We start from the raw sequence: 20,098 nt of genomic DNA, 5'->3' as shown, positions 1-20,098 counted from the left end.
ATGATGACGAGTATTAACCACTGGTGATTTATACAGAATTATTGACGATTATATCAGCGCGCTCAGGGATGCCAACCGCGAAATCTCCAGATGGGGCAACAAACGGCTGTCATCTATCCGCATCAGGTCGCCTTCGCGCAGATTTATCCAGCATGCCTGCATGCCGCAGCGAACCGCGCCCGCCACGTCGGTCGTCAGGTCATCGCCAACGTGCAGAATTTGCTCCAGCGGCACGCCCAGCCTGCTCGCGGCCAGGTGATACATATCGCTGAACGGCTTGGCACGGCCATCCGGCCCGGCACGCAGAATGAATTTGAAGTATTTATCCAGCCCAAACAGGTGAGGCTCAGCATTGCCGTTGGTGATAGCCACCAGCGGCCATTTCGCGGCGAGCGCGGCCAGCGTGTCGTGGGTTTCCTGTGGGATATCAATCCGGCTGCGCCATTTGGCAAAGTTTTCCATCGCGGCGGCGGCACCGGCAAAAGCGTCTTCCGCACTTAGCCCGGCATCCAGCATGAGTTGTTCAACGGAACGGCGACGCCATTCCGTAACGTCATGATAAATTTCAGGCTCTTTCTTTAGCAATGCTTCACGCCTGCGGTAGAAGTCCGACGTGGTCAAAGCGCTAAGGTTTGGATGGTAATTCTGCACGAAAGTCAGCGATTCCTGCACGGTACGCAGGATAACCGGGCGGTTATCGTACAGCGTGTCGTCAAGATCGAAGGTCAGAGCGGCAATTTGCCCGAGCTGGCGGTAAAAATGCATTACGATTTCCCCCGTTTGGCGCGTGGATGCGCTGCATCATACACCGAGGCTAAATGTTGAAAGTCGAGATGGGTATAGATTTGCGTGGTAGAGAGGTTAGCGTGGCCCAGCAGCTCCTGAACCGCTCGCAAGTCGCCGCTGGACTCCAACATGTGCGTGGCGAACGAATGGCGCAGCTTATGAGGGTGTATATGGCTGCTTAGCCCCTGCTTGATGCCCCATTCGGCAAAACGCTTTTGCACATTACGGGCCGAGATCCTTTTCCCAGTTTTGGCGAGGAACAAAGCGTCATCGTCCGGGCCAAACAGCTCACGCAGATCGAGCCAGTGCTCAACCCAGGTTACGGCGCTGCGGCCAACGGGTACGCGGCGTTCTTTGCTGCCCTTGCCCATGACCCACACTTCACCGGTAGACAAGTCAATATGGCCGCAGTCCATGTTCACCAGCTCGGAAAGACGCAGACCCGCACCGTACATCACTTCCAGCATCGCCCGGTCGCGTACCGCCAGGGGATCGTTGAGATCGATATCCAGCAGATGATTAACGTCATCCACTTCAATGTTTTTTGGCAGGTGTCGCCCGGCCTTCGGGGTGGTAATGCCTTTCGCCGGGTTGGCTTTTAGCTCGCCCTGGCTGACCATCCAGTCGAAAAAGCTGCGTAATGCAGAGAGCCTGAGCGCCAGGCTGGAAGCCTGAAGACCGGCTCTGCGGCTGCGTACCGCCAGCGAGCGAACCGTGGCGGCATCGCACTGCTGCCAGCTTTTCAGCTTCATCTCTTCGCCAAGGTGGACAATCGCCCCCAGCTGGCGCCGGTAGTTAAGCAGGGTGAGCGGGCTGAGCTGGCGCTCAACCTTCAAATAACGCAGGAAACCATCAACATGGAGCTGTAGCGAGGAGTCCGTCATGCGCGTTCAATCCAGCGCTCCAACAGGTCGGGCAGCATCAGCGCCAGTTCGTGCAACAGCTGTGTACCCTGACCCTGCTGATAATGCTGGGGATCACGACTGCTGAACAGCAGTACGCCAAGGTCACCTTCGTTGCCCATCAGCGACAGCGCTACCGAGCCAATCGCTTTCGCCTGCGGCAGCACCAGCAGCAGCTCCGGGCCGTTCAGCGGGCCAAGATAGTGCTGGCTTTCACCGAGGCGCTGAATACGCAGCGGCTCAAAGGCCTGCCGGTTTAGCGCCAGATGAGTAAAGTCGGACGGCGCGCCGATACGCCAGCGGTCAGCAAAAAGCCGGATATTCGCACCCGCCAGCCCCATTTCCCGCGCCCAGCGGTGCAGGCGATTAAGCATCTCCTGCAGGCTGGAGGCCGAAGCCAGACGCCCCTGAAGCTTCAACAGACGGTAAAACAAGCCTTCGTTAGCGCTTGCCTGCTCCATGAGCAGCGTCATGTTCTCTTCAAGGTGGTTAATGTGGTTACGGCTCCGGGCCATATGCCACTCCACCAGCGAAACGGTGCCGCGCACCGGGTGCGGCACCTGCATGCTCTCCACCTGGTGGGCGTTACGAATAAAGAAATCGGGGTTGCGCTGAAGGTACTCGGCGACCGCGAGATCGTTAAGTTCCAGAAGGGCTTCTTGCTGTTCCTCGGCGTTCTTCATAGATGTATAAATCCATCGTAGACATGGGCCGCCGGGCCGGTCATATACAGCGGTGAACCCGGCCCTTTCCAGGCGATATCAAGGCGGCCGCCGGGCAGCTCAACGCGCACCTGCTCCGCCAGTAAACCTTGCTGAATGCCAACCGCTACCGCACCGCAGGCTCCGCTGCCGCAGGCCTGAGTCTCACCGGCTCCGCGCTCATAAACGCGCAGCTTTACGTGCTCGCGGCTAACAACCTGCATAAAACCGATGTTGGCTCGTTCAGGAAAACGCTCATGGCTTTCCATCACAGGCCCCAGAGTTTCCACCGCTGCGGTTTCTATATCGTCGACCTGAATCACACAGTGGGGATTACCCATCGAGACCACGCCGCACATAATGGTTTGCTCGGCGGCACGCATAATATAGGTCTTTTCCGCTTTGTTTGCCCGGAACGGAACCTGAGAAGGCTCGAAGTTTGGTTCGCCCATATTGACGCGCACCATCTCATCTTCCGTCACGGTGAGCACCATGCGGCCATTCGCGGTGCTGACGCGAATTTCTCGCTTATTGGTCAGCCCCTTGAGACGCACAAAACGGGCAAAGCAGCGCGCGCCGTTGCCGCACTGGGAGACTTCGCTGCCGTCTGCGTTGAAGATCCGGTAATGAAAGTCGAGATCGGGATCATACGGCGGTTCGACGATCAATAGCTGATCGAAGCCTACGCCGAGGTGACGATCCGCCAGACGCCGGATCAGTTCCGGAGAGAAATAGATATTCTGCGTTACCGCGTCCACGACCATAAAGTCATTACCAAGGCCATGCATTTTAGAGAACTGCATCTTCTGCTCCATTAGCGCGGTGACAAAGCACGGTTTAGCTAGTAAATAACCTGAGTCGGCCCATTATCCGTACCACGGCTGTTACGGGATGGCGTCGTCTGGATTGTCTGTTCAGGGGTTGCGCTATGGGTCGTCGGCTTGGCTTTGGTATCCGCCGGCGGGAAGTAAAGAGGCCCCTTCAGGCCGCAGCCGGTAAGGCTTGCAAGCATCAGCGCCAGAGCAAGAGGGCAGAAAATCTTCTTCATTATGGGGTTGCCTGTGATTCACTATTCTGCCGTCTATCATCGCAGGTGAACCCTGAAAAGCAATACTCTCGTTGCCCATTACCGCTGAAAATCGTCACCTGCCAAACCAGGCAAGAAAATAATCTCTGGTTTACCCTGATTAAGGGGCATCTTCGATTGCCGCCCCGCAGCTGCTCGGAACGAACGCTTGTTGTCTTTTAATGAGGTGACATAGATGAAACGGATCGGCATAACGGGTTTGGAACGTGAAGCAGTGCAGATTTTAATTGAACAGGCGGCCCCCGGCAGGTTTACCACACAGCTGGTCAGCGATATGGAAGCGGCAAATTCGGTCAAGCGTGGCGATCTCCATTATACCATCGGCGCTTTTCACTCCGGGATTGGCCCGGCTCTGGCCGTTGCAGTCGCCGTTTTGGGTTCAGAGAAATGCTGCACAATCTCCAGCCCGGACTCACCGGCCAGAGAGCAGCAAATTGCGCGCTGGGTGCGGGATGGAAAGGTCGCATTTGGCATTTCCATCGAGAATGCTTCCCGCGCCATCCCCCTGCTGGTTCACTATCTCGATGATGCCTGAAGCAGAGTTTCTTAATATCCCCGATGCTTTTATACTGCCCTGAAATACCAACAGGAAGCAGACATGAACGACAGCGAATTTCATCTATTAGCCGATGACCTGTGGCGCACCATTGAAGAACGTCTCGATGACTGGGACGGCGACAGCGACATTGATTGCGAAATCAACGGCGGGGTGCTGACCATCAGCTTCGAAAACGGCAGCAAAATTATTATCAATCGCCAGGAGCCGCTTCATCAGGTGTGGCTGGCAACCAAAAGCGGCGGCTACCATTTCAACCTCAAAGGTGATGAGTGGATTTGCGACCGCAGCGGCGCTGAATTCTGGCAGTTAATGGAAGAAGCAAGTTCCCAGCAGGCGGGTGAAGCCGTTAGCTTCCGCTAATTACTGCTGATACTGCTGCAGCAGCGGCGCTGAGTTGTCGTCCTGATTAACCGGCGCGGCTGTTGCTATCGACTGGGTGCGGAACGGAATGACCTGCATCCGGCCATCGACCTTCACGATTTGATAGAACTGCGGCAGGTTGAAGTTGATAAAGCTTGAGCCGTAGGTAAAGCGGTCGTGGGATGACGAATAGAAGCGGCTAACGTCGCGCACCAGCTCCTCTTTGCTCCCCTCGCAGTGGTGGTAAACCTCCGCCCGGTTGCTTTCGTCCAGAATATAGATATTGAAGCCCTGATCTTCACCAGCCTCTTCGAAGAAGAACTGAATAATCCCTTCGCTGGCAAAACCGTCCACCACGGCGGGTAGCTGAACCTGATTAGTGCCAACCTGAACGGACAGGCCGTGCAACTTGTTGTGCGAGATAGCGCCATAAAATTCGACGGCGTTTTCCAGTTTCTGAACCGAAACATTCAGGCGTTCGAAGAACAGGCCCCATGTCTGGCCGGAAACGCGCAGCGCCTTAAAGCGGCCGGGTTCCTGGCGGGTGCTGGAAAGGCGGAATTCAATACACTCGGAGACCAGTTGCTGAACGCGAGTGCGGATAAGGCCACGCAGATGCTGGCTATAGCAGAACACTTCAACGCTATCCGGCGGCGCGGCGTCCTGGTGCATTTTGCCCAGAATAGTCTTCAGCGCCTCGATCATCGCCTGCTCGCCGTTAAAGTGCAGGGTACGCACTTCATTCCAGGAGTTGCGGTACAGCAGGTCCACGCTGCCTATCAGGCATTGCTGCTGCTCACCGAAGCTGAACACATCCAGCTTGCGGAAATCAAAATGAACCACCTGATTGCGGAAGGCAGCCGTCGGGTCATATTCGAGGTTGACGATTATCGCCAGATGGCGAATTTCGCACGGGCTGTAGAGCGCTTTTGGCGTTGGGGCCGGAAGACGCAGCGGGAAGTGATGTGAAACATCCGCCACCATCTCCTGCAGCTTCGGTAAATCACAAATGCCGTTGCCCTTAATAAACAGGCGAGTGCGTGAGGTCAGCAGGCCGTTAAAGTAGGCCCATGCCACCAGCTTATTAAGATAACGGTTATATTCCAGCGGTTGATGGCTGACGATGGAATCCATGTTCGGCGCGCGGTTGTACAGATACCAGCCGGAGCGGTTTGCGCGGCCCAGCGGCACATGGATAAAGGTCAGATTTGGCTCGGAGAGATCGGGCGAGATCTGCGGGTTAACCAGCGTGACTTTCCCCGGAAGCGCTTCAAAAGCCGCATACAGCTTACGCGTAAGCACGCCAATATCCTGCGGGCTGGCGGAAACGCTCAGATTATTACGGCGCGCAAAGCGAATCAGGTTGCGATAGCTTTGCATCATCGCGTCGAGCAGCTCGTTATGCGCTTCGCGCACCTGGTCGATTTTCCAGTTGGCGCGGTTATCCAGCATGGCGAGGCGAGCCTCGTCCCAGCCCCAGCCTTTCACCAGTTGGGTCAGCACTTCTCTGCGCCAGCCGACGCAGGCGCGTTCCCGCGACAGTTTTTCGCAGACTTTCAGATAGAAGCAGCGGCGTACGAGGTCAAGGCGCGCGTTGTCCTCAATTTGCGTGAGGTAGTCGGTCACGCGTTCCAGCATCATGCAGTATGGATCGAGGCCAAACGAGACAATTTCGCCATCGTGCAGGCGCTGCTTGATATCTTTTGCCAGCAGGCGCGTATTCGGATATTCCCAGGAGTAGGCTTCCAGCAGCAGCGTTTTAAGCACCGCTTTGTAAGGCGAGTCGATACTTTTATAGAGCTGCCACAGGCTGGCACCAAAGTATTCCTCGGCGGAGAGCGAGCTCAACCCTCCGAGATCCAGCCATTCGTTCGGCGTCAGTACGCCCCGGGCATAAAGCGTCATGACGTAATCGTCGTAATGCTCTTCTTCATCGCCCGGGACCATGTTCCAGAGAATACGTTTCCCGGCGAGGCGAACCGCGGTGCGGTAAAACTCATCCAGCAGCAGGATGTGCTGAGTGGAGCCGCAGTCTTCGCCGCCCAGGCTGCCGCTTTCATTGTGGCGGAAGCGGTTTTCGTCAATCAGGAAGAAGCTAACCTCGACGCCAAGCGATGCGGCCCAGCTTTCAAGCAGGCTGCATTTGCGCTGCAACAGCTGGCGCTCGTCGTTATCGAGCCAGGACTGGTGGCATACCCAGATATCGAGGTCGGATGAACAGCTCTGCCCCACGGAGGAGGTGCTGCCCATAGAATAGAGGCCGGTAATCGGCAGTTCGCCCGTGGCCGACTCCTGCCGCGGCATTCCGCGCTGCAGTTCGAGTTCGTCCAGGTAGTGGCGCTGGGTTTCATCAGGCGTGTAAATGCAGATGCCCCGGGGAACGTTACCGTCAAGGTAACCCGGCATCAGCGGGTGATGATAATGTAATAACGTTGGCAGTAGACTGTAGACCTGTTGGAAAGCAGGCCCCATGGCAGCAAGCGCGCGATCTACGCGCAGTTGGTTGATGGCATCCAGTCTCTGTTTAAGTGTCTCAATATAGAGGTACAAGACATATCGCCTGATGGTTTCAGTATTACGAAAAAACCCGTTTCGTGGTTTGTTGTCCCCGTGATTATAAACGATCGGGACAGCAATTGCTGGAAACGTGATCAATTTAACACCTTGCCTGTTGACCGTAAAGAAAGATGCGCTACCAAAAAGGGTAAACGCCCGGCCAAAGGCGATTTCTTCCATAATACGAATCTCGTCCCTCTGTTGCCGCAAAAGCCGCCGTACCTGACAGCCTTCCGCTAACAGTGGTAGGATGGTCGGTGGACGATAATTACGGTAACAAGCATGTTAGACAATATACTCAGAATTGCCACTCGCCAAAGTCCTCTTGCACTCTGGCAAGCACATTATGTTAAGCAACATCTTGAAGCTTTCCACCCGCAGCTGACCGTTGAGCTGGTGCCTATGGTGACGCGCGGTGATGTCCTGCTGGACACGCCATTAGCCAAAGTAGGCGGGAAAGGATTGTTCGTTAAAGAGCTGGAGCTGGCAATGCTGGACGGGCGGGCGGATATCGCCGTTCACTCGCTGAAAGATGTGCCGGTGGAGTTCCCCGAGGGTCTTGGGCTGGTCACCATCTGCGAGCGCGACGATCCGCGTGATGCCTTTGTCTCGAATCACTATCCAACGCTGGACAGCCTCCCACCGGGCAGCATCGTCGGCACCTCGAGCCTGCGCCGCCAGTGCCAAATTGCCGAGCAGCGCCCAGATTTAGTCATTCGCTCCCTGCGCGGCAACCTGGGCACCCGTCTGGGCAAGCTGGATAAAGGCGAATATGATGCCATTATTCTTGCCGTGGCCGGGCTGAAACGCCTTGAGATGCAGGACCGTATCCGCTACGCGTTACCGCCTGAAGTCTCCTTACCTGCCGTCGGCCAGGGTGCCGTGGGCATTGAGTGCCGCCTGGATGATGAGCGCACGCGAGCGTTGCTTGCCCCCCTCAATCATCATGAAACCGCGGTTCGTGTGAGCGCCGAACGGGCGATGAACATGCGCCTTGAAGGCGGCTGCCAGGTGCCCATCGGCAGCTATGCAGAATTGAAAGATAATGAGCTTTGGCTGCGTGCGCTGGTGGGCGCGCCGGACGGTTCGGTGATGGTTCGCGGCGAACGCCGGGGCAAACCGGAAGATGCCGTTGCCATGGGCGTTTCGCTGGCAGAAGAGTTGCTAAATAAAGGCGCACGCGAGATTCTGGCCGAAGTCTATAACGGAGACGCTCCCGCATGACTATTCTTGTCACCCGCCCCTCCCCAGCCGGGGAAGAGTTAGTGAGCCGTTTGCGCGCACTCGGGCAGGTGGCGTATAGCTTCCCGCTTATTGAATTCTCTCCAGGCCGACAGCTCGCTCAGCTACCGGCCCTGCTGGCGGCGCTTGCGCCTGGCGATCTGGTGTTTGTGCTTTCGCAGCATGTTATCGAATATGCCAGCCCTCTTTTACGCCGCCAGGGCATAACCTGGCCTGAGCATCTCTCCTGGTTTGCCATTGGCCGTACCACGGCGCTGGCTCTGCATACCGTCAGCCATCTGCCGATTCGCTACCCGCAAGATCGGGAAACCAGCGAAGTCTTGCTACAATTACCTGAATTACAGAATGTTGCCGGAAAACGTGCGCTGATTCTGCGGGGTAACGGCGGCCGTGAACTGTTGGGCGAAACGCTTGAAGCGCGCGGCGCGCAGGTAAGCTTCTGTGAGTGTTATCAGCGAAGCGCTATCATTTATGATGGAACAGAAGAGGCGCACCGCTGGCGGGAACGAGGTGTCTCGACGCTGGTTGTGACCAGCGGTGAAATGCTGCAACAGCTCTACACGCTAACGCCAGCCTGGTACCGCGAAAACTGGCTGCTTCGCTGCCGGCTGCTGGTTGTCAGCGAGCGCCTGGCGAGCCTTGCCCGGGAGATGGGCTGGCAGAATATTCAGGTCGCCGCGAATGCGGACAATGACGCGCTGTTGCGCGCGTTACAACAAACCTAACAATAACAGGACGCCACAATGACGGAACAAAATAATTCCTCCGCCATGGTTGAGGAAACCACATCGACGGTGGAAACGCCATCGCAGCCCGAATCAACGCCGAAGAAGAGTCGTTCCGGCGTGGCGGGCATCGCGCTGGGGGCGATAGCAATAGCCATCGCTCTGGCGTTAGGCGGCGGGCTTTATAGCTATGGCAAGCATCAGGTCTCCACGCAAACCGCAACCAGCGATGCGCTGGCAAACCAGCTGATCGCCCTGCAAAAACAGCAGGATGCGCAAAAAAGCGAATTTGAAACCACGCTGAAGAAGCAGGCCGATGCCCTGGGTGAAGCCGGGAAACAGCAGGCTGCATTAACGCGCCAGCTGGACGAAGTGCAGCAAAAAGTAGCCACCATTTCCGACAGTGATTCCAAAACATGGCTGCTGGCTCAGGCCGACTTCCTCGTTAAGCTGGCCGGCCGCAAGCTGTGGAGCGACCAGGACGTGACCACCGCCGCCGCGCTGCTGAAAAGCGCCGATGCCAGCCTGGCGGACATGAATGATCCAAGTCTGATAACCGCCCGTCGCGCGTTGACGGACGATATCTCGACGCTTTCCACGGTTACTCAGGTTGATTACGACGGCATTATTCTCAAGCTAAACCAGCTGTCTAACGGCCTGGACAACCTGCGCCTCGCCGATAACGACAGCGATGATTCACCGATGGACTCGGACAGCAGCGAGCTTTCGGGCAGCATCACCGAGTGGCGTCAAAATCTGGTGAAGAGCTGGCACAACTTTATGGACAGCTTTATTACCATTCGCCGCCGCGATGAAACCGCCGTACCGCTGCTGGCGCCAAATCAGGATATCTACCTGCGCGAGAACATCCGCTCTCGCCTGCTGGTTGCCGCCCAGGCGGTGCCTCGCCATCAGGAAGAAACCTATAAACAGGCGCTGGATAACGTCTCTACCTGGGTTCGCGCTTATTACGATACCAACGACTCGGCCACTAAAGCGTTTCTGGATGAGCTTGATGGCCTGAGCCAGCAGAGCATACATATGGATATTCCGCAGACCCTGCAAAGCCAGGCCCTGCTGGAAAAGCTGATGCAGACCAGAGTGCGTAATTTGCTGTCCCAGCCGACAGCAAACGCAGCGCCGCTTAACTCCGCGCCTGAGCAACCTGCTCCTGCCGTAAGCCAGGGGGAATAAGCATGATTAAAGTCTTATTGCTCTTCCTGCTGCTGATTGCGGGTATCGTGCTCGGCCCCATGCTGGCGGGACATCAGGGATATGTGCTGATCCAAACCGATAACTACAACATCGAAACCAGCGTGACCGGCTTAGTCATTATTCTGGTTCTGACCATGCTCGTGCTGTTTGCTATCGAGTGGGTGCTGCGCCGTATTTTCCGCACCGGAGCGCGCACTCGCGGCTGGTTCCTTGGCCGTAAACGCAGCCGCGCTCGTAAGCAAACCAAAGCCGCGCTGCTAAAACTGGCCGAGGGCGATTATCAGCAAGTTGAAAAGCTGATGAGTAAAAATGCCGACCATGCGGAGCAGCCGGTGGTGAATTACCTTCTCGCCGCCGAAGCTGCCCAGCAGCGTGGCGATGAGATCCGTGCCAATCAGCATCTAGAACGCGCTGCCGAACTGGCGGATAACGATCAGCTGCCTGTTGAGATAACTCGCGTTCGCCTGCAGCTGGCCCGTAATGAAAACCACGCGGCAAGACACGGCGTTGATAAGCTTCTGGAAGTTGCCCCTCGCCACCCTGAGGTGCTGCGTCTGGCAGAGCAGGCCTATTTACGAACCGGAGCCTGGGGCTCGCTGCTGGATATTCTGCCCGCAATGGAAAAGGTTCAAATAGGCGACGAGGCACAGCGCACGGCTCTGCAACAGCAAGCGTGGATCGGGCTGATGGATCAGGCTATGGCCGATCAAGGTAACGACGGGCTGAAAAGCTGGTGGCGCAACCAGAGCCGCAAAACGCGTCATCAAACCACGTTGCAGGTGGCAATGGCCGAGCATTTGATCGAATGTGACGATAGCGATGCCGCCCAGGAGATAGTTCTCGACGGATTGAAACGCCAGTACGACGATCGTCTGGTGCTGCTGATGCCGCGCCTGAAGTCAGGCAACCCGGAACAGCTCGAGAAAGCGCTGCGCCTGCAGATCAAAACCCAGGGTGCGCTTCCTCTACTGCAAAGTACGCTGGGCCAGTTGCTGATGAAGCATGGTGAATGGCAGCAGGCGGCGGATGCGTTCCGCGAAGCGATTAAACAGCGCCCGGATGCCTTCGATTATGCCTGGCTTGCGGACTCTCTCGACAAGCTTCACAAACCGGAAGAAGCCGCAATGATGCGCCGCGATGGCCTGTTGTTGACGCTGCAAAACAATCCCAATTCATAGCATTCAGGGGCGGCGTTCAGTCGCCCTTTTCTTTCCCGCATACAAAAAAAAACACCAGCCAATTGGCTGGTGTTAAAACAGGTCTGTTTGACAACTAAGTGGTGCTTCACTCAACGTTATGTCCATGGTGTTGGATGAGACCCCTTTGGGGCGACATCTGTGGGTGGACGATAAGCACCGTAATTGGCTCTGCGTCATTCCTTGGTTTATGAAGCCTAAGCGAACATAAGAAGTGGAATGAGCATCTACCCGGTTATTATTGCACAATGCATGCCATGTTTGCATTTGAAAAGTAAACCAACCGCTAATATTAGTAGTTTCATAGTATTAGTTCGGAGGGAATTTTGCTGCCTGAGAGATAAAGTGCGCCAGCCCCGCTTAACCAGAGTGTCTCCCATAAGAGACGGTTAACCGATTCAATTTAAAATCACCTAATAATCAATGAATTATATGTCTCCATTTAGAGACGAGAAATGGGCGATTTGTCGCGGTTCAACGACAATGCCGGAGAGCAAATGGTGGATTCAGAAAAGCAAAAAGGCCAGCTAAAAAGCTGGCCTTTTTTAAGGTGGTCGGCGAGAGAGGATTATTCCCCTGCGGGCCGTTGCTGAAGCAACGTTGTCTCGCTACGCTCGGCTCAAACCTCCTTCGGAGGTTCTCATCCTCTTTAACTTCAGATGCAAAAAGGCCAGCTCGAAAGCTGGCCTTTTTTAAGGTGGTCGGCGAGAGAGGATTATTCCCCTACGGGCCGTTGCTAAAGCAACGTTGTCTCGCTGCGCTCGGCTCAAACCTCCTTCGGAGGTTCTCATCCTCTTTAATTACGGATGCAAAAAGGCCAGCTCGAAAGCTGGCCTTTTTTAAGGTGGTCGGCGAGAGAGGATTCGAACCTCCGACCCACTGGTCCCAAACCAGTTGCGCTACCAAGCTGCGCTACTCGCCGAAATACTGCTTTTACTGCCGCTTTCTACACTCGGCTAAACTCTGTGAGCTTAAACATTCGGTGTCGAAAGCAAAAACCCTGCTTTAGCAGGGCTTTCAAAATGTGGTCGGCGAGAGAGGATTCGAACCTCCGACCCACTGGTCCCAAACCAGTTGCGCTACCAAGCTGCGCTACTCGCCGAAATACTGCCCTTAATGCTTTATTAATTTAGGTGTGGTGCGAAGAGAGGGACTTGAACCCTCACGTCCGTAAGAACACTAACACCTGAAGCTAGCGCGTCTACCAATTCCGCCACCTTCGCATACATCTAAATTAATGGGGTGGCTAATGGGACTCGAACCCACGACAACTGGAATCACAATCCAGGGCTCTACCAACTGAGCTATAGCCACCACTGTCAATCTTTCACGCGGTATAAATACCACCGCAGCTCTAGCGCCATATAAAATGGTGCGCCCGACAGGATTCGAACCTGAGACCTCTGCCTCCGGAGGGCAGCGCTCTATCCAGCTGAGCTACGGGCGCGTAGCGCCGTTGCGGGGTCGGATAATACGGGCTTCGTGCTCAGCTGTCTAGTGGTTATTTCAATAAAATACTCGCAAAACTGCGCGTTTGGTTATGCTTTGCGCATCCTGATGCTTATCCATCCAGTTTTTCGCTAACGACATGCTTATTCAGGCCAAAGACCTTGTATATCAGCGTTACGGCGGCCAAAAAGAGAACCCCTACCGTCAGCGACATTCTCGTGTCTTCATTCAGCCCCATGCCGACCAGCACGCATACCAGGAATGCCATCGTCAGGTAATTTGCCCACGGGAACATAATGGAACGGAAAGGATGGCTGGCAATCGCCTGGCGATGCGCTTTACGGAAGCGAATCTGGCTTATCAGGATAACAAACCATGGCACCATTCCCGGCAATACGCTGGCGCTGTAGACATAAACGAATACGCGCTGTGGGTTAGGGATAACGTAATTCAGGCATGAACCAAGCAGCAAAATCACAATGGAAACGGCAACGCCTGCCACCGGCACGCCGCTGCGCGAGACTTTAGCCATTTTAGCCGGTAGCTGGCGATTTTTAGCCAACGCATACAGCATACGCCCGCAGCTATACATCCCGCTATTACAGCCGGAGAGCGCGGCGGTCAGCACCACAAAGTTGATAATACCTGCCGCCGCGGTAATGCCGATTTTGGCGAAGGTCAGCACAAACGGGCTGCCGGTGGTGCCAATCTGGTTCCACGGGAAGATAGTCACGATAACGAAAATGGCGCCCACATAGAAAATCAGAATACGCCATAAAACTTTACCCACGGCGCTGCGCAAAGTGACCTGCGGGTTCTTCGCTTCACCGGCGGTAATGCCGATAAGCTCAACACCCTGATAGGAAGCCACAACAATACATAATGCCGTCAGGAAGCCCTTCCAGCCTCCGGCAAAGAAGCCGCCGTGCTCGGTCAGGTTGCTAAAGCCGATGGCCTGGCCGTGATTCCCAAATCCGAAAAAGATAACCCCAAGACCCACGACAATCATCACAATAATGGTCGTGACCTTAATCATTGCGAACCAGAACTCTATTTCACCGTACAGGCGCACTGCGGCAAGGTTTGCCAGCGCGACAAGGCCAACGGCAAAGATAGCCGGGAGCCACTGGGGTAAATCAGGGAACCAGTACTGGACATAAACGCCTATCGCCGTTATCTCGGAGATCCCCACCGCCATCCACATAAACCAGTAGGACCAGGCGGTAAGATAGCCAAAGAAAGGGCTCATATAACGGTGGGCATAAACCGCGAAGGAACCGGCTACCGGTTCAAGGAACAGCATCTCCCCCATCGAACGCATAATGAAGAAGACGAACAGGCCCGCAACAATGTACGCCAGCAATACCGAGGGGCCCGCCCACTTCAGGGTACTGGCGGCGCCCATAAACAGGCCAACGCCAATTGTCCCCCCAAGGGCAATAAGTTCAATATGTCGAGCTTCCAGCCCGCGCTGCAGCTCTGCTTGTTTCTCTGCCATAAATCCTCTGTTTTGTGTTTGCTTTTACTCCGGTTTTTACCGGTTATTGTGATGGTCAAAGCCATAGCTCAATAACAGGCCATGCAGCACCGGCAATAGATTTGCTGGCGCAACATCACTACGGCACTGCATTGAGTGGGCGCAATGGTTTCGCATTTTTTAAAAAATTACAAATAAACGCGTAACAAATCGCAAGGAGAGTGGTGGAAAATCGCGGAAGTAAAAACGCGCCCGGATGGGCGCGTTATGAGTCAGAGCTTGCCGCTAAAGTGCCAGCCCTGGTAACGCAGCAGTCTCAGTTGGCGTTTAATCCGGCTCGGCTGTGAAAGCAGGCGGTACAACCATTCAAGACCGAGATTTTGCCAGATCTTTGGCGCACGCTTTACGCGCCCGGTAAAGACATCATAAGTCCCGCCCACGCCCATATACAGCGCATGAGGATGAACCTTGCGGCATTCCTGCATCAGGAGCTCCTGGCGTGGAGAGCCCATGGCTACCGTCACAATGGCGGCTCCGCTGTCGCGCACTCGCTCAAACAGCGCCTGCCGCTGCAATGCCGTGAAATAACCGTCCTGGCTGCCAACGATGTTAACCTGCCAAAGCTGGCGCAATTTTGCCTCGGTTTGTGCCAGCACCTCGGGCTTGCCGCCTATCAAAAAGACCGGCGTACCTTCCCGCCCGGCACGCTGCATCAGCGCTTCCCACAGGTCGGCCCCTGCGACACGGTTTACCCGCGCTTCAGGGTATTTTTTGCGGATTGAACGTACGACGCTGATACCATCGGCATATTTATATTCCGCTACGGCAATAAGGCCGCGAACTTGCTCATCATCTTCTGCGGTAAGCACTTTTTCAGCATTAATCGCCACCAGCGTTCCCTGCCGCAGGTGGCCGTCGGCATAGAGATAGTCCAGCGCGTGCTGCATATCTCGCCACCCCAGCAGATTGAGGCCTCGAATCGAGTAAAAAGGGGCATCAATAGGGTTATTCATGAATATCCTTGTCATGCATTTTGCGTATTCGTCACGGGACGAGACACGCGGCGCAGGCGCTGATGAATAAGTCCCGCGCTTTCAAATAGCCAATAAAGAAGTTTGGCCGCTACCAGGCATGCGCCAAAAATTACCAGGAAAAACACCACTCGCGAAACGAATGAGTCCAGCCCTTCGCGGGCCAGCACAATCATATTGAAAATGGCCCCGAAGCAGAATGCGTAGATTATCGCGGCTTTGTAGCGGTTCGCTTCCCGATTTGCCAGCTCATAAAGCCAGTCAAACCATTTGATGATGAGTCCCACCACAACCGCGCCAAGTGGAATAAACCACACGCCGCCCATGACCACCAGCGAACCAATCAGCGTCGGTGAAATGGCCAGCCCGGAGTGATTATTAAGCACCTGCCAGGTAAAGTAGTTCGCAGTATTCAACACGGTACCAGGCCGGTCCGGCCACAGCCAACCGGGAATAAATACGTAGAAGTCGCGGATAATTGGAGCCAGCCCCTGAAACTCGATTTTATCGTAGTTTTGCAGCAGCAGCCCCAGGTTCTCCCACGGCGAAAAGGTATCGCGCGTCAGGTAGAGGAAGGTATAAAACGCTTCGTCTCCGCTGACGTTCAGTCCGTAGCGCTTTAGCGCCAGCCAGAACATACCGACAATACCCAGCACGCCCGCCGCCGCCAGCATCCACAGCGAGATCCAGCCGCGGATAATGCCGATAAACAGGAAGATGGCAAAGGCGATGATGATATTGGCGCGCGTGCCGCCCACAATCATGTAAGTCAGCAGACCAAAGGCCACGGTGCTCACCAGGAAGAAAATCCAGGCGCGGCTATCCTGACGCAGGAAATACACCACAAGCATCGCAGGGATAAAGAAGTAGAAGAAACGTTTGAGCGCTACCCCGGAAACTTCGCTGGAGAAAATTTGACTGTAAGAGTGCAGCTTAAACAGCAGGAACCCGTTGTGGGCGAAGAAAATCCCCACGCTGATAAGCGCCACCAGCACCAGCATGAGCCAGGTAAGATGCGTCTCGACGCGGTTCATCCGGAATAATGGGCGGCGTTCTCTGCCCTCACTTTTGGCCCGCAGCCGGGTTTTATAGCTGACGTAATAAATCCCGTAGAAGCATGCTGCCGCAAGCTGCGCCTGAAGCAGGACGTCCGCAGGCACCACGGCAACGCCGAACCGGAACACCAGGGTACAGGTGAACGGAAAACCAAAGAAAAAGGTCAGCAGGTAGAGCAGCGAGAAGAATACGTTGAAGTTAAATCGTACACGACGGAACTCCTGGTAAGTCAGCAGCCCGATGAACATGACCGACAGGAACCAGACGACAAATAAACCGCCAAATTGCGTGAGGCTCATTCATTCTCTCCCGCGGCCACGTTAAGGGCCTGGTGCCAACCGTCGATAAAGCCCGGGTTAAAGAAGGCGATATTCTGCTTATCCAGCAGGCGAAGCTGACGCTGCGCTTCACGCACGGTCGCTTCATCCAGCGCATCTTCGGTGAACAGCACCGGAACATGCTGCTCAACCATATCCTGCCAGAAAGGATTTTTGCGATTCAGTACGCAAGGGATCCCGGCCTGAATAAGCAGACACAGCGTACCAATGCCCTGCTGGCGTTCAAAAACGAAATAACCCAGGTCGCACTGCCGGAGCAGAGCCAGGTAGGCGTTGAATTCGATTTTTTCCGTCAGCACTTGCAGATTTTCCGGGCTGAATAAGGCTTTCCCGGCCTGCTGTACTTCCGAGATATACGGCTGGTTATTATCAGGATAGCCCATCGGCACCACCACGCGAACCGCGTCGCCAAACTGCTGGTGAATGGCCTTAAGCGCGGCAATGTGCTGGTTACTGCGGTCGCCGGAATTGCCCACCAGCAGCGTCAACTGCTTATCGGGTTCTTTGTCCGTAGCCATTGCGTTAAGGCTCGGGTCCATGCGCGTAGGGAAATAAAGTAGTTCACCCGGCACCTGCGGATGCCGCTGATGGAAATAGTTTAAATCGCCGCGAGTCGCAAAGATCTGCCCAACGCGCCCCTGAGCAAACCGGCGCAACTGGTAAAACAGGCGGAATTTAAAGCTACGGGAAACCTCGTAAAGGTCGGCACCCCAGATATGCCAGTTCACCTGTTCCGGTTTCAGACCGCCGGTTAATAAAGCAATCCACAGACTGCTGTTAAACTGCCCGTGGAAGAAAAAACGCTGCTGGCGGTTGGCTCGTGCTTTTGCCAGCACTTCAGCAGCGACGGCCTGCTTAGAGGCGTAAAGCGAGACGGAAAGAGACGGAAAAGCGGACGGCAGAGAGCTATCCCCGGAGACCACCATAAATTCCTGAGCATGGGGAGTCGTGGCGGCTAAAACGTCATTGAAAAAACGCAGTACCGTCTGATTATGATGCGGGATATCAGATCCCAAAACGTGAATCAGTGTTGTCATGCTCGTCTACGATAAATAAAGAAAACGCCACAGCAGAGCGCAAAATAGACAATGTAAGTTGCCATGTAGGCCTGAGCCGCACCCAGCGCGCCATGAGCCGGTATTAACCAGCGTGAGAAGCCGGTCAATAAAGCAAACTGACTAATTTCAGTCAAAATATAAAAACGCAGCGATGCCTTCGCAATGACCAGATAGCCAAATACATAAGCCCCCACTTTTAATACATCGCCAACCAGCTGCCAGGCAAACAGATCGCGCATCGCAATAAATTTAGGCGAAAACAGCAGCCAGATGGCAAAGTCGCGCAGCAGCCACACGGTCAGGCTCGCAGCGGCCACCGCAGGCAGCACAAACTTCAGCGAGCGCGTAATCTCACGCGTGATGGCGCTTTTTTCCTTCAGCCGCGACAGCGTCGGCAATAAATAAACGCTAAAGGACGCGGTGATAAATTGCAGGTAGGCATCTGAAATACTGCTCACCCCTTGCCAGATACCAACCTCGTCCCAGCTATAGTGCGCGGCCAGCAGATTTCGCATCATCACGTAAGCCACCGGCAGCGTGACGGAAGTAATCAGCGCCATAATGGTGAACTTACCCAGATGGCTTGCCAGCAGCTTATCCCAGCCGGGCTTCAGGTAATGCAGAGGAATATGCCCGCGCCTTAGCAACATAAGCGACGCCGGGATAACGACCAGAGCAGGCACAAGGGCCAGGCCCAGCAGTGCGCCCGGATAGCCGCCCAGGCGGTAACAAAGATAATAAGCGATAACCCCGATTATACTGCCGGCGATCAGCGCAAAGGCGTTGCCTGCCGCATCCCGAAAACCTTTGATTATAGCCAGCGACAGGTTCGCCCAGGCTATGCCCATTTGCACCAGCGCCACCAGGCGTACCAGGTTCTGATAGTCAGCGTGGCCAAATAATCCAATGCTGATTGGGCGGGCGGCCAGAACAAAAATAACCGCCAGTACGGATGAGAAGCCGAGCACCATTGTCGACGACGTGCCTATGACTCGTTTAAGTTGAGCCGGATCGTCATGATGTTCAGCAACATACTTGGTTACGCCATTAAAAATGCCTGCACCCGCCAGCACGCCAAGCACGGTAACCATCTGACGAAAGTTACCGGCAAGCCCTACGCCGGAAGGCCCAAAAGCCACCGCCAGCATTTTGACCACCAGCAGGCCCGCGCCGATTTTGACTAGCGTGGACCCCGCGGTCCACACCGAAGCTTTGGCAAGAGACATATCAGGCGAAGTAGCTTTGCAACGTATTAATAACGGTACGCTGGTTCACGGCAGAAAGGTTGTAGAACAGAGGCAGGCGCAGCAGGCGCTCGCTTTCACGGGTAGTGAAACTATCTTCGCCGTGGAAGCGGCCAAACCGCTCACCGGCCGGGCAAGCGTGAAGCGGAATGTAATGGAACACCGCCATGATTTCCGCTTCTTTAAGGTAGGCAATCAGCGCGCTGCGGTCTTCAATATCACGCAGCTTGATATAAAACATATGGGCATTCTGCACGCAGTCTTTCGGTATCGACGGCAGCTCAATACGCCCGGATTTTGCCAGCGGAGCAAGCGCATCATGGTAGGTTTGCCATAGCTTCAGGCGCTGCTGATTAATTTTCTCGGCGGCCTCAAGCTGCGCCCACAGATAAGCGGCCTGCAAGTCTGCCATCAGGTAGCTTGAACCGATATCGCGCCAGGTGTATTTGTCCACCTGCCCGCGGAAGAACTGGCTGCGGTTAGTGCCCTTTTCACGAATAATTTCCGCACGCTCGATAAGCGACGGGTCATTAATCAGCGTCGCTCCGCCTTCGCCGCCCGCGGTGTAGTTTTTAGTTTCATGAAAGCTAAAGCAGCCGATATGGCCAATTGAGCCCAGCGCCCGCCCTTTATAGGTCGACATCACGCCCTGGGCGGCATCTTCCACCACAAACAGGCCGTGTTTATTGGCGATAGCCATGATGGTGTCCATTTCACAGGCAACTCCCGCGTAATGCACCGGCACGATGGCGCGGGTTTTCTCGGTGATCGCCGCTTCAATTTTGGTTTCGTCAATGTTCATGGTGTCAGGACGAACATCCACGAATACGATAACGGCTCCGCGCAGCACAAAGGCATTTGCCGTCGAGACGAAGGTGTAGCTCGGCATAATCACTTCATCGCCTGGCTTGATATCAAGCAGGATGGCGGCCATTTCCAGTGAAGCGGTGCAGGACGGAGTCAGCAGGACTTTCTTGCTGCCAAAACGTTGCTCCATCCACTGCTGGCAGCGACGGGTAAAACCGCCGTCGCCGCAAAGCTTGCCGCTGCCCATTGCAGCCTGCATATATTCGAGTTCTGTACCTACAACCGGCGGAGCGTTAAATGGGATCATTT

The 20,098-nt window shown here is 55.1% G+C and carries 18 protein-coding genes, 5 tRNA genes and 2 other RNA genes; 6 read left to right on the top strand and 19 right to left on the bottom strand.

Annotation, left to right across the window (positions count from 1 at the left end; translation table 11 throughout):
* Positions 1 to 48 precede the first annotated feature (48 nt).
* Genes yigB through lptM form a run of 5 tightly spaced genes read right to left on the bottom strand, consistent with a single transcriptional unit; the run spans position 49 to position 3,437 of the window.
* Positions 49 to 765, bottom strand: coding sequence for a 5-amino-6-(5-phospho-D-ribitylamino)uracil phosphatase YigB (yigB, locus tag HMPREF0201_RS22070; protein WP_016538996.1), 717 nt, complete (start codon positions 763 to 765; stop codon positions 49 to 51).
* The gene (gene xerC, locus HMPREF0201_RS22065) at positions 765 to 1,670 is read right to left on the bottom strand and encodes a tyrosine recombinase XerC (protein WP_016538995.1); all 906 of its coding nucleotides are present in this window, start codon (positions 1,668 to 1,670) and stop codon (positions 765 to 767) included. The genes yigB and xerC overlap by 1 nt, the downstream gene beginning before the upstream one ends.
* Entirely contained in the window at positions 1,667 to 2,371 is a 705-nt protein-coding gene (locus HMPREF0201_RS22060; protein ID WP_016538994.1) for a DUF484 domain-containing protein, read from the bottom strand. The genes xerC and HMPREF0201_RS22060 overlap by 4 nt, the downstream gene beginning before the upstream one ends.
* A complete protein-coding gene (gene dapF / locus HMPREF0201_RS22055) occupies positions 2,368 to 3,192 on the bottom strand; it encodes a diaminopimelate epimerase (protein ID WP_039899050.1) in 825 nt (274 codons plus the stop codon). The genes HMPREF0201_RS22060 and dapF overlap by 4 nt, the downstream gene beginning before the upstream one ends.
* A 38-nt stretch (positions 3,193 to 3,230) precedes the next feature.
* Positions 3,231 to 3,437 carry an LPS translocon maturation chaperone LptM gene (gene lptM, locus HMPREF0201_RS22050; RefSeq protein WP_016538992.1) on the bottom strand — a complete coding sequence of 69 codons (207 nt, stop codon included), beginning with the start codon at positions 3,435 to 3,437 and terminating at the stop codon, positions 3,231 to 3,233.
* Positions 3,438 to 3,651: 214 nt separating this feature from the next.
* Between lptM and HMPREF0201_RS22045 the strand changes: the two genes are divergently transcribed.
* Together HMPREF0201_RS22045 and cyaY are read left to right on the top strand one after the other, a co-directional pair.
* Entirely contained in the window at positions 3,652 to 4,011 is a 360-nt protein-coding gene (locus HMPREF0201_RS22045) for a DUF2620 family protein (RefSeq protein WP_016538990.1), read from the top strand.
* Positions 4,012 to 4,074: 63 nt separating this feature from the next.
* The gene (gene cyaY / locus HMPREF0201_RS22040) at positions 4,075 to 4,395 is read left to right on the top strand and encodes an iron donor protein CyaY (RefSeq protein ID WP_016538989.1); all 321 of its coding nucleotides are present in this window, start codon (positions 4,075 to 4,077) and stop codon (positions 4,393 to 4,395) included.
* Here cyaY and cyaA read toward each other — a convergent pair whose 3' ends face one another.
* Complete coding sequence (cyaA, locus tag HMPREF0201_RS22035; RefSeq protein ID WP_039899048.1) at positions 4,396 to 6,945, bottom strand: class I adenylate cyclase; 2,550 nt, start codon at positions 6,943 to 6,945, stop codon at positions 4,396 to 4,398.
* Positions 6,946 to 7,233: 288 nt separating this feature from the next.
* Here cyaA and hemC point away from each other — a divergent pair, with 288 nt between their 5' ends.
* From hemC to hemY, 4 genes are read left to right on the top strand one after another with little or no spacing between them, the layout of a single operon-like run.
* Positions 7,234 to 8,175 (top strand): hydroxymethylbilane synthase, encoded by a 942-nt coding sequence (gene hemC / locus HMPREF0201_RS22030; RefSeq protein ID WP_016538987.1) that lies wholly within the window; start codon positions 7,234 to 7,236, stop codon positions 8,173 to 8,175.
* Positions 8,172 to 8,918: a uroporphyrinogen-III synthase gene (gene hemD / locus HMPREF0201_RS22025; protein WP_016538986.1), complete on the top strand. Its 747-nt coding sequence runs from the start codon at positions 8,172 to 8,174 to the stop codon at positions 8,916 to 8,918. The genes hemC and hemD overlap by 4 nt, the downstream gene beginning before the upstream one ends.
* A gap of 18 nt (positions 8,919 to 8,936) precedes the next feature.
* Positions 8,937 to 10,112: a uroporphyrinogen-III C-methyltransferase gene (gene hemX / locus HMPREF0201_RS22020; protein ID WP_016538985.1), complete on the top strand. Its 1,176-nt coding sequence runs from the start codon at positions 8,937 to 8,939 to the stop codon at positions 10,110 to 10,112.
* A 2-nt stretch (positions 10,113 to 10,114) separates the two neighbouring features.
* Positions 10,115 to 11,311 (top strand): protoheme IX biogenesis protein HemY, encoded by a 1,197-nt coding sequence (gene hemY / locus HMPREF0201_RS22015; protein WP_016538984.1) that lies wholly within the window; start codon positions 10,115 to 10,117, stop codon positions 11,309 to 11,311.
* 569 nt (positions 11,312 to 11,880) lie between these two features.
* On the opposite strand, the gene HMPREF0201_RS22810 is transcribed toward hemY, so the two are convergent.
* The 13 genes from HMPREF0201_RS22810 to rffA all read right to left on the bottom strand — a co-directional run bounded on the left by HMPREF0201_RS22810 (position 11,881) and on the right by rffA (position 20,096).
* Positions 11,881 to 11,994: non-coding RNA, RtT sRNA (locus HMPREF0201_RS22810), on the bottom strand.
* Between the two features lie 33 nt (positions 11,995 to 12,027).
* A non-coding RNA gene (locus HMPREF0201_RS22805) (RtT sRNA) lies at positions 12,028 to 12,141 on the bottom strand.
* A 33-nt stretch (positions 12,142 to 12,174) separates the two neighbouring features.
* Positions 12,175 to 12,251, bottom strand: a tRNA-Pro gene (locus HMPREF0201_RS22010).
* 103 nt (positions 12,252 to 12,354) lie between these two features.
* Positions 12,355 to 12,431: transfer RNA gene (locus HMPREF0201_RS22005), tRNA-Pro, on the bottom strand.
* A gap of 34 nt (positions 12,432 to 12,465) precedes the next feature.
* Positions 12,466 to 12,552: transfer RNA gene (locus HMPREF0201_RS22000), tRNA-Leu, on the bottom strand.
* Positions 12,553 to 12,567: 15 nt separating this feature from the next.
* Positions 12,568 to 12,643: transfer RNA gene (locus tag HMPREF0201_RS21995), tRNA-His, on the bottom strand.
* A gap of 56 nt (positions 12,644 to 12,699) precedes the next feature.
* A tRNA-Arg gene (locus HMPREF0201_RS21990) sits at positions 12,700 to 12,776 on the bottom strand.
* 114 nt (positions 12,777 to 12,890) lie between these two features.
* Positions 12,891 to 14,276: a bifunctional threonine/serine APC transporter ThrP gene (gene thrP / locus HMPREF0201_RS21985; RefSeq protein WP_016538982.1), complete on the bottom strand. Its 1,386-nt coding sequence runs from the start codon at positions 14,274 to 14,276 to the stop codon at positions 12,891 to 12,893.
* A gap of 251 nt (positions 14,277 to 14,527) precedes the next feature.
* A complete protein-coding gene (gene wecG, locus HMPREF0201_RS21980) occupies positions 14,528 to 15,268 on the bottom strand; it encodes a lipopolysaccharide N-acetylmannosaminouronosyltransferase (protein WP_039899045.1) in 741 nt (246 codons plus the stop codon).
* Positions 15,269 to 15,279: 11 nt separating this feature from the next.
* The gene (wzyE, locus tag HMPREF0201_RS21975) at positions 15,280 to 16,641 is read right to left on the bottom strand and encodes an ECA oligosaccharide polymerase (RefSeq protein ID WP_016538979.1); all 1,362 of its coding nucleotides are present in this window, start codon (positions 16,639 to 16,641) and stop codon (positions 15,280 to 15,282) included.
* Entirely contained in the window at positions 16,638 to 17,717 is a 1,080-nt protein-coding gene (locus tag HMPREF0201_RS21970; protein ID WP_016538978.1) for a TDP-N-acetylfucosamine:lipid II N-acetylfucosaminyltransferase, read from the bottom strand. The genes wzyE and HMPREF0201_RS21970 overlap by 4 nt, the downstream gene beginning before the upstream one ends.
* Complete coding sequence (wzxE, locus tag HMPREF0201_RS21965) at positions 17,714 to 18,964, bottom strand: lipid III flippase WzxE (RefSeq protein ID WP_016538977.1); 1,251 nt, start codon at positions 18,962 to 18,964, stop codon at positions 17,714 to 17,716. The genes HMPREF0201_RS21970 and wzxE overlap by 4 nt, the downstream gene beginning before the upstream one ends.
* Position 18,965: 1 nt before the next feature.
* Entirely contained in the window at positions 18,966 to 20,096 is a 1,131-nt protein-coding gene (rffA, locus tag HMPREF0201_RS21960) for a dTDP-4-amino-4,6-dideoxygalactose transaminase (protein ID WP_016538976.1), read from the bottom strand.
* Positions 20,097 to 20,098 lie beyond the last annotated feature (2 nt).

The sequence above is a fragment of the Cedecea davisae DSM 4568 genome (assembly GCF_000412335.2).
In the GTDB taxonomy this organism is placed as follows: Bacteria; Pseudomonadota; Gammaproteobacteria; order Enterobacterales; family Enterobacteriaceae; genus Cedecea; species Cedecea davisae.
Note: the sequence above shows the minus strand (reverse complement) of the source record. Positions and strands in the feature narration are given on the sequence as shown.